Here is a 12,915-nt window from a genome sequence, read left to right as displayed (position 1 = left end):
GATATCTTATGTTGAACTTAAATCTACCAAAATTACCAACAACCATCACAGCAGGTCAGAAAGAGATCCTGATGGTCACCAACGCAGACTTACGTGAGCCTGCAAACGTAACATGCTGGCCTGTACAGAAAAAATTTGAAGATAAATTGGCTGCAGCATTAGAAGCTCAAGGTTACAAAATGAAGCGTGCTCATGAAATTAATGAAGCTCGCGGTCATGGTTTTATCAGTAGTCAGCGTGAAGGTTGCGACATGTTTGCCGCTATCGATCCTGATGCGCCGGTTATCGTGTTATTAACTGCATGGCAATATTCACACCATATTGCCTCTTCATTAGCACACCATCGTGGTCCTATTTTACTGCTAGCTAACTTTGATGGTACATGGCCGGGTTTGGTAGGAATGTTGTGTTTAGCGGGCACGATGACCAGTTTAGGTAAAAATTATTCACGTTTATGGTCAGAAGAATTTGATGATGAATTTTTTGTAGATGGCTTAGCGACTTGGTTAAAATATGGTTATGTAAATCATAAGCTTAGCTATCTTACAGATATTGCGCCAACACACAGGGTAATGGCGACAGACGCTGGCGAAGTGGGTCGTAAAGTCGGCGAATATATAATTAAAAATAAAGAAATAATTGGTTTGTTCGATACATTCTGTATGGGAATGATTAACGGGGTCTTCCCACAACAGGCGATGATCAATATTGGTATGCCAATTGAATCCCTTTCTCAATCTGCGTTACTGGTCGAAATGGCGAAAGTGCCGACAGAATTAAGAGAGGCATGTTTACAGTGGTACGAAGATAACGGGATGACGTTTATGTTTGGTCAAGATGACAAAACTGAACTCACTCGTGAACAGGTGATGGAACAGTGCGCCATGATGATTGCAATGGCGCGTTTCGTCAAACGTTTTGGTTTAACTGCGGTGGGCGTGCAATATCAGCAGGGCTTAAAAGATTGTTGCCCAGCGTCTGACTTTGCTGAAGGTGCGATTGGTTCAACCGCGCGTTTCCCACTACCAGATGAAAACGGCGAGATTATCTGCCCTAATACGCCAATTCCTTGTATCAACGAAGTGGATATGGGTACGGCTATTCCTCAAACGATGTTATGGCGTTTATTAACCTCATTAGGATTACCGGCGGAAACCACATTGCATGATATTCGTTGGGGTAGTGAGTATGAAGGCACGTTCTACTGGGATATGGAAATTTCAGGATCGGTTCCTTTTGAACACCTCAAAGGCGGCTTAAAAGGTGCGACAGGTTATCGTCAGCCTCCGATGTTCTTCCCTAAAGGAGGATCAACTATCGCAGGTCAAGGTAAAGCAGGGCGTTTGTTATGGGCGCGTGCACACTATGAAGGTACTGATGTAATTATGCATATTGGTACTGGCGTAGCGGTGGAATTACCTGAAGCAGAATTTGAACGTCGTCGTAGAGCAACTAACTACGAATGGCCATTACTGAACTGTACGTTAGATGGCGTAACACGTGATGACCTTATGGCGGGGCATCAAAGTAACCACATTACCGTGGCTTATGTTGATGAAGATAAATTGGCGTTTGTGCTTAAAGCATTCGTTGCTCAAGCATTGACTCAAGGTATCCAAGTGAAAGTGGCAGGCGATGCCATTAACTTACTGTAAGGAATTGATGATGAGCCAGCAAAAATACGTCGGTGTTTGGCCTGTTATGTTAACTCCCTTTGATGCCAAAGGGGAGATTGATTGGGCGTCATTAGAGCGCCTTGTAGACTGGTATATCGATTCTGGTGTACATGGACTCTTTGCTGCCTGCCAATCAAGCGAAATGTTTTATTTAAGTGATGAGGAAACTCAAGCGCTTACCCGCTTTATCGTTGAAAAAGCAGATGGAAGAGTACCTGTAGTGGCTTCTGGCCATACTGCAACCGCATTAAGCCAGCAAAAAGAACAATTGCAGGCAATGGCAGGTACAGGTGTTGATGGCGTCATTATGATCAGTAATCGCTTAGCGCTTATTGGTGAGTCTGATGATAAAGCGCTGGAAACACTGCAAGTCTTAACCAATGTGGTACCAAAAGAGATTGATTTGGGCATTTATGAATGTCCTCATCCTTACAAATGCTTGTTATCTGAAGAGATTGTAGAGTGGTGTGCACAAAGTGATCGCTTTACTTTCATCAAAGATACGTGTTGTTCTCTACCAATGATAGAGCGCCGTTTGGCATTATCAAAAGGAACTCGCTTGCATCTTGCAAACGCCAACAGTCAAACGCTATTAGCTTCATTCCAAGCAGGATGTCAGGCATATAGCGGTGTTATGGCAAATTTCCATCCAGAGCTTTATGTTTGGCTTTATGAGAATTGGAAAGATAAACCAGAGCAGGCTGCGGTGTTAGCAGATTATTTATCAACAGCAGCGATGACCGAAACACTGGATTATCCAGCATGCGCTAAATATCATCAGCGCCTGATTGGTAACTTCAGCACACTGGTCTGCCGTTCCCGTAACAGCAGTCAGTTTGAAAACTCATTTTTCCCTTCTGCCGTCAATAGCATGACTGCATTGGGTGAGAATATGAAGAAGTGGCTTTCGTTAGATTAATTTAGGACACAGGAGTAGGAATATGCCTTTCGTGATGAAGGAAACCCAGTTTGTGCTTGATAATGCACATTCACTTTTTAATCACTGCCATGCTTCAACGATTGTGCGTGTGCCTAACTCTGAGCGTTTGTTAACCGCTTTTTTCGCTGGCGATAAAGAAGGTAGCGGTAATACCGCTATCTGGCTAGTGATGAAAGAGGGTGATCATTGGCAACACGCTCAACCTGTTGTTAAAAATCCGGGTGTTGCACACTGGAATCCAGTTTTACATGTTGACCCATCAACAGGTAATATCTGGCTGTTTTATAAAACGGGTCCCGATGTACATAGTTGGACGACCCAATACGTTATCTCGAAGGATGGCGGAAATAGCTGGAGTTTACCGAGTGAATTGGTTTCTGGTGATGTAGCACCTAGAGGTCCTGTGAAGAACAAAGTATTAGTGATGTCGAATGGCGAGTGGTTGGCACCAGGATCGGTTGAGGATGACCAATTCTGGGATGCGTTTGTCGATATTTCAAGTGACAACGGTCAACACTGGTTGCGAGTGGATATTCCGATTGAACATCATAAAGGTGGGCAGATGGAACATGAAATCTGGCAGGGTTTAAAGGACGATGCCCTATGGGAGACTGATCTACAACGTGTTTTTCAATGGGATGGCGTGATACAGCCAACACTATGGGAATCCCAGCCTGGGCATGTGCATGCCATGATGCGGAGTACGCGCGGTACTATTTATCGTAGCGATTCAACGGATTATGGGCGCAGTTGGTGTCCGGCTTATGCAACAATATTACCAAATAATAATAGCGGCATTGATGTCGTCTCCTTCGCAGATGGTCAACTGGCATTGGTGTATAACCCGAATTCAGGTAACTGGAGCCGTCGTTATCCTATCTCTGTCAGTCTTTCATCCGATAATGGCAGTACTTGGTCTGAACCATTCGATTTACTCGATGGGGAAGGCGAATTTTCATATCCGGCTATTATTGCTGAAAACAATACCCTACACGTGACCTTTACTTGGAATCGAAAAAACATTGTTTATCAGCAATTAATGGCTACTCAATAAAAATGTGGAGAAAGGGTTTTATGAAAAAGAGTCTACTCGCAGCGTTGGCGATTACGATGACACTGGGCATGGGGAATGCTGTTGCCCAACAGTTAACGTATCCTACAAAAAATATTGATGTTGTCATCCCGAAAAATCCGGGCGGTGGTACTGATACTTCTGCTCGTACTATCATTGAATTTGCAAAAGATGTTATGCCAGCTGGACGTATTTTTGTTCCTGTGAATAAGCCTGCTGGTAATGGTTTAACGGGTCTGATTGAAGTTGCTAATGCGCGCCCAGATGGCACAAAATTAGTGATGACAACCGTCGAATTGGCGATGTTCCCACACCAAGGAAAATCACCTGTTACTTATAAAGACTTTACCCCAATCGCAACAACTATTGCCGACCCAGTGGTATTAGTTGTTAATGCAGAATCACCTTACACCACGTTACAAGAGTTTATCGATGGCGCGAAAGCGAATCCGGGTAAACTGAAAGTCGGTAACTCGGGTATGGGTGCTATTTATCACTTAGCGGGCGTGAATATCGAACGTACTACTGGCGCTAAATTTAACCATATCCCTTATAACGAAGGTACAGGTCCTTCAATCGCAGCATTAGTGGGTAATCACATTGATGGCGTATTAACCACACCAGGTGCGGTTAAATCTCAAGTTGATGCGGGTATTTTACGTGTTCTTGGTGTAATGGATGAACGTCGTTTCCCATTATTCCCAGCAGTACCGACTTTCAAAGAAGCATTGAAATTAGATACTAACGTGAAAATGCGTGCTTGGGCTGTATTAGCAACAACCGCTAATGTACCTGATAACGTGAAGAAAGAGTTAGTGGATGCATTCTCTGAAGTGGTTCAAAAACCTGAATATCAAGAAGCATTGAAAAAACAAGGTATTATGCCTGTATTCATCACTGGTGACGATGCTTACCAAATGATGAAAGAAGACCACGAGATGTATGCTGAGTTAATTTCAACAACCCTGAAAAAATAACCTTTCTATTATTATAAACCACCCTACCTGTTACGGCAGGTAGGGTCGGGGAGATCCCGACATGACAAAAATCAATACAATCATCGGTGCGATTTCAGTGGCTTTCGGGGCACTAATTATCTATCTCTCCCGTGATATGAGCATGTTTGATGATTATGGTGTACCAGGGGAACGTTTTTGGCCTTACGGTTTAGCCATCTTATTTATTTTACTGGGGATTTTTCAATGGATCAGTGTTGTGGTTGATAAAATCAAACATGTACACCAGTCTGTTGACCTGAGTTCTACTGCAGTTAAACGCGCTTACGGTTTGGGCCTCTTTATGTTGGTCTATGCCACAGGCCTGCACTTTTTTGGCTTTATTATTCCGTCACTGCTTCTTATCCCGATCATTATGTGGCTGATGAATGAAAGAAAACCTATTGCATTGGTTGTTATTCCGGTTGTAATAGTTGCCGTCGTTTATGTCTTCTTTGACATTATCTTTAATTCACCTCTGCCAACCTCCGTCTTTTTTGAGTAAGCGGTAAAGGAGCTTTGAGATGGAAATACTAGACGCTTTAATGGTCGTTTTCAGTCTGGAAACGATAACGATGATCCTGTTAGGGGTGTTCGCGGGTATTATTATCGGCGCATTACCAGGCTTAACAGTGAATATGGGGATTGCATTACTTCTCCCATTAACTTATTCCTTCCAAGGAATGACAGGGATCCTCCTGTTATTAGGCATGTATTGTGGTGCCGTTTATGGCGGCTCAATTACTGCGATATTGATTAGTACGCCGGGTACTCCCGCTTCCGCTGCAACGGTATTGGACGGTTATCCAATGGCGAAAAAAGGGGAAGCAGGCAGAGCGTTGGGTTTATCTACGATGGGCTCTATGTTTGGAGGCGTCTTTAGTACGATCGCCCTGATTGTTATTGCGCCTCAATTAGCAAAAGTGGCGACGGGTTTCTCGGCGGCTGAATATTTTGCGCTCGCTGTATTTGGCATAAGTATTATTACCAGTGTATCATCGCAATCGATTGTGAAAGGATTAATGGGTGGTGCGATAGGTTTAGCGATTGCAACTATTGGTCTTGATCCAATGACATCTGGGCCTCGCTTCACCTTTGATACCGTTTACCTAATGGGTGGCGTTTCGTTTATCCCTATCTTGGTGGGTCTGTTTGCTTTCTCTCAAGGACTTATTAGCTTTGAAGAAGAGTACCGTGAACGCAAACAGAAGAAGAGCGAAAAAATTAACGCACGTATTCACCGTGTATTACCGACATGGGCTGATTTTAAACGTGTATTACCAACTTATTTTCGTTCATCTGCCATTGGTACAACGATTGGGGCTATTCCGGGAACGGGCGGAGATATCTCATCATTTATCTCTTATAACGAAGCGAAACGTTGGTCTAAACACCCTGAAGAATTTGGTCACGGCTCACCAGAAGGTGTTTCTGCACCAGAGGCTGGTGCAAACTCAGTCACAGGCGGAACCATGGTGCCGTTAATGACCTTAGGTATCCCAGGTGATGGCGCAACCGCCATTATTATGGGTGCGTTTATGGTTCAAGGATTGGCATTGGGGCCTCAGCTTTTTACGGACAATCCCGTTGAAGTAAACAGTATTTTTATTGGCTTGATGATGGCGAATATTTTCCTCGGTATCTTAGGTTTCTTATGTATGAAACTCTTTGTTCGAGTGATGGATGTGCCACGCCGTGTATTAGTACCTATTATCTTTGTATTATGTAGTGTCGGTGCTTATTCTGTGAACCATAGTATCATCGATGTATTTGTGATGATGGGGGCAGGATTGCTCGCTTACATTATGATTAAGCTCGATTTTTCCATGTCTCCTGTGGTTATCGGGATTATCTTAGGGCCGATGGCAGAATCAAACTTACGTCGTGCTTTAATGATGTCTCAGGGTGATTTATCTATCCTGTATACACGCCCGATTACAGCGACATTCTTAGGTATTGCGATACTGACGTTGATCCTACCCATTATTGGACCTTCGTTAAAAGCGATGTGGAAGAAATACCGAGCTAAGCCTGCTCAGTAAAGGTTAACAGGCCCTCATCATTACGATGAGGGCACAATATCAATAATGGAATATTAATGGCAAAAACAGTTGAACAGATTGCAAATGACCTGAATTTGTCTATTACCACAGTCAGATTGGTATTAAATGGCAAAGGTGATCAATACCGGATCAGTGCAAAAACGCAAAAGAAAATAGCGGACTATGTTGAGGTGTTTGGCTATACCGTCAATCATGCAGCTAGAAGTTTAAAGCTGAATAAAACAGATACCTACGGATTGGTTATCCCTCGTCTTTCTAACCCATTCTTCGCTGCTTTAGCAGAAAAATTAGAGATGCATTGTCACCAAATTGGTTGCCAGCTAACAATTAGCTGTACCTATGGTGATATCAAAAATGAAAATAAGCTTGTTAAATCAATGGATGAACGCAATGTTGATGGTATTTTCATTGTTTCATCAAGCCGCAAAAATCAGCTACACCATGTTAAGCATCGTCAAAAACCATTGGTATTTTTAGATAGAGATTTCTCTGTGAGTGAGGCTATTTGTGTCGCTTCAGATAACTGTGACAGTGGTGCTCAACTGACAAGAGCGATGATAAAGCAAGATGCACCAATCCATTTTTTTGCGGGAGATGCATTACTGCCTACGATTGCAGCGCGTTTGCGCGGTTATGTGCAAGCGATAAAAGAGCATTATGGCGATGATAGTCGTGTCACGGTCTCTTATGCAGAACAGAATACGACCAAAGATGGCGAACAAATGATGAAACAGTATTTAGAGCAACATCAGCAAATACCGACTCATTTTATTGCCTCATCACTGCCTATTCTTGAAGGTCTATTGAGTGTTATTCGTCAGCGTGAAGGTGTTATTCCTGCTCACCTCCATATTGGTACCTTCGATGATCATGTGATGTTGAGCTTTTTACCTAATAACGTGTGGTCAATGAAGCAAGATGAGGCTTTATTAGTCGAAAAAGCGTTTGAAATCATGACGGCAAAAATTTCAGGTAATACCGTGAAATCCCCTTCACTTATCAAAACACAGCTTATCGAGCGCCTAATCTCTATCCAGTGAGTCAATTAAATTGCTTATTCGCCTCACTTTGTGAGTAGATTAGCAAGATTAATTGACTTATCACTGTATAAATAAAACACAATAGGAACATGAGTCTGCTCGTTTTATTGTTATTCTTTTTTTATTTCTGTGGGCACGCGTTACGCTATTTATATAGCCTTATAAAAAATGGGGACTCTTGATTATCTGTAATCAGAGGCTCATAATTTAAGCGGATAGTTCCATTTTATTAATATAAAAGGATATTAAAGAAAGATGAACGATGATGTTGACCGATGTCCTGAATGCGAAGTAAGGGCATATTATACGAATGATTTTGTTCGTGTTTATCAAGCCTATTCAAATACTATTGCTCAGAGCGCAGTCGCAAACGGAACATTTGTTTCGCCCCCCTTTAGTATGACCCGCATGACTTGGGTAAAACCTTCCTTTCTTTGGATGATGTACCGTTCTGGTTGGGGACGTAAAGATGCTAACCAAGCTTCTATTCTTGCCGTTGATATTACCCATGAAGGCTTTCAAGAGATGCTGACACAAGGTGTTGTGAGTCATTTTGACCCAGACCGCTATGTCAGTGCTGAGGCTTGGAAAGCGGCATCAGAAACCAGTAATATCCGTATTCAGTGGGATCCTGAACGTGATATTTATCTGAATCGACTCAGTTATCGCACTATCCAAATTGGTTTGCGAAATCAAGCAGTTGAAAAATATTGCCAAGAGTGGATTGTGAATATTACGGATATTACCGATAAGGCACGTAAAATAGATAATTGTATTGCTAATGGTGATCTCGACACCGCATACAGCCTATTGCCAGTAGAAAAGCCATATCACTTTGGTGAGTAATCTATCACGATGTCACCCCGCTTAATTAGCGGGGTAATTGTAAGTTAGGATCAGGCTTGTACCAGTTCAGGACGAACGCCTAGCGTATGGCAAATAGCATAGGTCAGTTCTGAGCGATTAAGTGTATAAAAATGGAAGTCTTTGACGCCTTCTCGGCTTAAGATCTTCACCATATCAATTGCAATTGATGCACCTACCAGACTACGGGTTTCAGGATCATTATCTAACCCATCAAACATTTTATGCATCCATCCCGGAATTTTTACATTGGTTAAATCGGCAAAGCGTTTTAACTGTTTAAAATTAGTGACAGGTAAAATACCTGGCACAATTTCCACATCAATACCTGTTGAAACACAGCGATCACGAAAACGTAAATAGCTTTCGACATCAAAGAAGAACTGAGTGATGGCGCGATTTGCTCCCGCATCGACTTTTCTTTTTAAGTTAATTAAATCCGCTTGTGCGCTTTTTGCTTCAGGATGGACTTCAGGATAAGCTGCAACGGAGATATCAAAATCACCCACGCCTTTGAGTAAATGAACTAAATCGGTGGCGTACATATCGGGCTTTTGAGTGTTGTCCGGTAAATCACCTCGTAAGGCAACAATATGGCGAATACCACTTTGCCAATAATCTTGTGCGATATGCTGTAGTTCTTCACGGCTAGCATCAACGCAAGTCAAATGCGGTGCGGCTTCTAATCCTGTACGCTCTTTGATCCCTTTAATAATCGAGTGCGTTCTATCTCGCTCGCCTGAGTTTGCACCATAAGTCACAGAAACAAAGCTCGGTTTTAAGGTATTTAAGCGCGCAAGAGATTGCCAAAGAGTATTTTCCATCTCTTCGGTACGAGGTGGGAAAAACTCAAAAGAAACTTGGATCTGGCCATCAAGCTCGGCAAGATTTTGGTTTAATGCTTCATGTTGGCTTGCGTGATAAAAGCTCATACCTATACCTCATCAATCATGTCACTGTGTTGTTATTCTTATTTAAGTATCACTACCTAGTTACCCATCTAACCATTTAGACGTCTAGATGTAGATTCTCTTAATTAGGTTATTTAGTCAACAACTATTCACCTTGTTTTTGATGAGGATAATTCAATCAAAAGGAGAGAAAATTTCATGTTGAAAGAGACTCTATGATGAAAATGAGCGTATTGAGAGGTCAATCTTCTCATTTTTCTTCTACAATAAAGTTAACTAACGTATTGATGAGAGGCGAAATGATCACTTGTAAACGTGTTTATGATGATAAAGACGGCGAGCATGAAGGTTATCGTGTGTTAGTCGATAGGCTCTGGCCAAGGGGTGTGAAAAAGACCGATTTTCATTATGATGAATGGAATAAAGGTGTCGCGCCTTCGACTGAATTACGAAAATGGTTTCATGGCGGAGGGGGCGATTTTACTGAATTCAGGCAACGTTATACGCAAGAATTAATGGCTGCACCTGAACATTGGCAATCACTTGTCGCAATAGCCAAAAAGCAACCGCTGGTATTACTTTATTCAGGTAAAGACGAGCAACAAAATAATGCAACAGTGTTAAAAGCTTTTCTAGAAAAGCAGTTAACTCATGATCAATGATGAGTAATTTTAGCGTTTTGGTAAAAAAAGCAAAAAAAAGTGGCGCGGTATTAGGCGCCACAAAAATTGCTAATAAAAACATCGAACAGAGTCAGAGAATAGGGTGACTATTCTTATGAATTTTGTGTATTAGCCGCTAACCATTGACTAATACGTTGTTTTTGTTCGTCATCTAGCCACATGCCGAGTTTGGTACGACGCCAAATCGCATCATCAACTTCGATAACCCATTCATGTTTCACTAAATAACGTAATTCTGCTTCATACAGATTATGACCGAAGTTTTCGCCCATACCGGCTAAATCAGTAATACCTTCAAGCAGTAATTCAGTGTTGCTACCATAAGTGCGGGCAAAACGCAGCGCTAGTGCTTCTGGTAACCAAGGATGACGTTGACGAATTAAACGTGAATAACCATCACGATCACAACCTTCTAAATTACCACCCGGTAATTGACCATTTTTGGTCCACGGTTTACCCATGTTAGGGAAGTAGCTTACGAGTTTATCAACGGCGTGTTCGCCTAATTTACGATAAGTCGTTAATTTACCACCAAATACAGATAATAGTGGTGTTTGACCATTATCATCGTGAACATCTAAGGTGTAATCACGGGTTATCGCTTGTGGTGAATCGGATTCGTCGTCGCACAATGGGCGTACACCAGAGTAATTCCAAACGATATCTTCTTTGGTTAACTGCTTTTTAAAGTGATCGTTATAGACTTTCAGTAAATACTGAACTTCGTTGTCATCAATAGCGACATCTTTAGGATCACCTTTATATTCAACATCCGTAGTACCGATGATAGAGAATTCATCCATCCAAGGAATAACGAAGACAATACGGTTATCTTCGTTTTGTAAAATATAAGCTTGTGGTTCGTTATGAGCACGAGGAATAACAATATGGCTACCTTTAATTAAGCGGATACCATAAGGTGATTTCAGTTTTAGGCCTTCGTCAAACAGGGTTTTAACCCAAGGGCCAGCCGCATTGACAAGAGCTTTTGATTGATAAAGCGATGTTTTACCAGTACGTAAATCTTGCGCTTCTACCATCCACAAATTATTTTCACGCCAAGCGCGGGTTACTTTTGTGCGAGTACGCACTTCACCACCACGACGGACGATTTCTTGTGCATTGAGTACCACTAAACGTGCATCATCAACCCAACAATCTGAATATTCAAAACCGCGTGTTAATTCTGGTTTTAAAACAGAGTTTGCACCAAATTTAATGCCTTTACTGCTTGGTAGACTGACACGTTTTCCTAAATGATCATAAAGGAATAGACCAATACGGATCATCCAAGCTGGGCGTAAGTGTGCTTGATGTGGCAGGCGGAACCGCATTGGAAATGCGATATGTGGTGCTAAGCGTAATAATACTTCACGCTCTGCCAGTGCTTCGCTAACTAAGCGGAATTCGTAGTGTTCTAAATAACGTAAACCACCATGAATAAGTTTAGAGCTCGCGGAAGATGTCGCACTTGCTAAGTCTTGAGCTTCCAGCATAAGTACTGAAAGGCCTCGGCCAGCTGCATCCGCCGCAATTCCAGCGCCGTTTATCCCGCCGCCGATGACAATCAAGTCTTGAGTTTTCATAACATCCTCCTACGAATGCGCGAAATAATTCTTTAATGTTCGTTTTCGCTCACAATTGTAATGAAGTTTGATGAAAATGCCAACTATATAACTGATAAAAAACATAACCGCGTGATATGGGTAACAATTTATTATCATATCCACATTTTTTGTGGGTTTATTAATAATAAGCAACATTGTTCATGTATTAATGAAAAAGAGTGTAGACAGATCAAAAATGAGAGCAAATAGAATGGATTAATCTGAGTTTAGTAGGAAATAGGCGAAAAAAAAGTACCTGATAAGGTACTTTTTGAGGAATTTATTCAATTAACATAATTCGAGTTGAACGTTGTGTTGCTCAACAATTTTTTGGATCCCTGCGGGGGGTTCTTGATCGGTAAATAAGTAATCGATTAGATTCATATTACCTAAATTCACCATCGCATTACGACCAAACTTAGAATGGTCAGTCACCAACATTACACAGCGTGAATTTTCGATAATTGCGCGTTTAGTGCGAACTTCATGGTAATCAAACTCAAGTAGAGAACCATCCATATCAATACCGCTTATCCCTAAGATACCGTAATCAAGACGGAATTGAGAGATAAAATCAAGTGTCGCTTCACCGACAATGCCACCATCTCGTGTACGTACTTCACCACCCGCAAGAATTAAGCGAAAGTCTTCTTTGCCCATCAGTAACGTTGCCACATTGAGATTGTTGGTCACGATACGTAGGTTTTTGTGGTTAATTAATGCATGTGCGACCGCTTCAGGTGTTGTACCGATATCAATAAACAGTGTTGCACCATCAGGAATTAAGCTTGCTACTCGTTGTGCGATACGTGATTTTTCATCAGACCACATAATTTTACGATCATGATAAGCCGTATTCACTGAGCTTGAAGGTAATGCCGCACCACCGTGATGACGTTGGATTTTGTTCTTTTCCGCTAATTCATTTAAATCACGTCGGATGGTCTGTGGGCTGACTTCAAAATGCTCCACCAATTCTTCAGTGCTGACATAGCCTTGTAGGCGTACCAGTTCAATGATGGCATCATGTCGTTGCGTTTGCTTCACAGGTATCCCCTAATGTT

General features: G+C 41.9%; 12 protein-coding genes. 9 read left to right on the top strand and 3 right to left on the bottom strand.

Annotated elements, in window-relative coordinates:
- Positions 1–8: 8 nt before the first annotated feature.
- The 8 genes from CUB63_RS10855 to CUB63_RS10820 all read left to right on the top strand — a co-directional run bounded on the left by CUB63_RS10855 (position 9) and on the right by CUB63_RS10820 (position 8,632).
- Positions 9–1,655 (top strand): hypothetical protein, encoded by a 1,647-nt coding sequence (locus CUB63_RS10855; RefSeq protein ID WP_006534527.1) that lies wholly within the window; start codon positions 9–11, stop codon positions 1,653–1,655.
- 10 nt (positions 1,656–1,665) lie between these two features.
- On the top strand, positions 1,666–2,595 hold the full coding sequence (locus CUB63_RS10850; protein WP_109848013.1) for a dihydrodipicolinate synthase family protein: 930 nt from the start codon (positions 1,666–1,668) through the stop codon (positions 2,593–2,595).
- 22 nt (positions 2,596–2,617) lie between these two features.
- Positions 2,618–3,670 carry a sialidase family protein gene (locus CUB63_RS10845; protein WP_109848012.1) on the top strand — a complete coding sequence of 351 codons (1,053 nt, stop codon included), beginning with the start codon at positions 2,618–2,620 and terminating at the stop codon, positions 3,668–3,670.
- A gap of 20 nt (positions 3,671–3,690) precedes the next feature.
- Positions 3,691–4,665: a tripartite tricarboxylate transporter substrate binding protein gene (locus CUB63_RS10840; RefSeq protein ID WP_228407144.1), complete on the top strand. Its 975-nt coding sequence runs from the start codon at positions 3,691–3,693 to the stop codon at positions 4,663–4,665.
- 61 nt (positions 4,666–4,726) lie between these two features.
- On the top strand, positions 4,727–5,188 hold the full coding sequence (locus CUB63_RS10835; protein ID WP_006534532.1) for a tripartite tricarboxylate transporter TctB family protein: 462 nt from the start codon (positions 4,727–4,729) through the stop codon (positions 5,186–5,188).
- 19 nt (positions 5,189–5,207) lie between these two features.
- On the top strand, positions 5,208–6,725 hold the full coding sequence (locus tag CUB63_RS10830; protein ID WP_006534533.1) for a tripartite tricarboxylate transporter permease: 1,518 nt from the start codon (positions 5,208–5,210) through the stop codon (positions 6,723–6,725).
- A 56-nt stretch (positions 6,726–6,781) separates the two neighbouring features.
- On the top strand, positions 6,782–7,786 hold the full coding sequence (locus CUB63_RS10825; protein ID WP_109848011.1) for a LacI family DNA-binding transcriptional regulator: 1,005 nt from the start codon (positions 6,782–6,784) through the stop codon (positions 7,784–7,786).
- 255 nt (positions 7,787–8,041) lie between these two features.
- Positions 8,042–8,632, top strand: a complete 591-nt coding sequence (locus CUB63_RS10820; protein ID WP_006534535.1) for a DUF4291 domain-containing protein — start codon at positions 8,042–8,044, stop codon at positions 8,630–8,632.
- Positions 8,633–8,682: 50 nt separating this feature from the next.
- On the opposite strand, the gene metF is transcribed toward CUB63_RS10820, so the two are convergent.
- A complete protein-coding gene (metF, locus tag CUB63_RS10815; protein WP_109399131.1) occupies positions 8,683–9,582 on the bottom strand; it encodes a methylenetetrahydrofolate reductase in 900 nt (299 codons plus the stop codon).
- Between the two features lie 278 nt (positions 9,583–9,860).
- Here metF and CUB63_RS10810 point away from each other — a divergent pair, with 278 nt between their 5' ends.
- Positions 9,861–10,223: a DUF488 domain-containing protein gene (locus CUB63_RS10810; RefSeq protein ID WP_072064908.1), complete on the top strand. Its 363-nt coding sequence runs from the start codon at positions 9,861–9,863 to the stop codon at positions 10,221–10,223.
- A gap of 113 nt (positions 10,224–10,336) precedes the next feature.
- On the opposite strand, the gene glpD is transcribed toward CUB63_RS10810, so the two are convergent.
- Positions 10,337–11,830, bottom strand: a complete 1,494-nt coding sequence (gene glpD, locus CUB63_RS10805) for a glycerol-3-phosphate dehydrogenase (RefSeq protein ID WP_006534540.1) — start codon at positions 11,828–11,830, stop codon at positions 10,337–10,339.
- A 309-nt stretch (positions 11,831–12,139) separates the two neighbouring features.
- Entirely contained in the window at positions 12,140–12,898 is a 759-nt protein-coding gene (locus CUB63_RS10800) for a DeoR/GlpR family transcriptional regulator (protein WP_006534541.1), read from the bottom strand.
- Positions 12,899–12,915: the final 17 nt, after the last annotated feature.

It is taken from the genome of Proteus penneri (genome assembly GCF_003144535.1).
Classification (GTDB): Bacteria; Pseudomonadota; Gammaproteobacteria; order Enterobacterales; family Enterobacteriaceae; genus Proteus; species Proteus penneri.
This window is presented reverse-complemented; position numbering and strand designations above follow the sequence as displayed.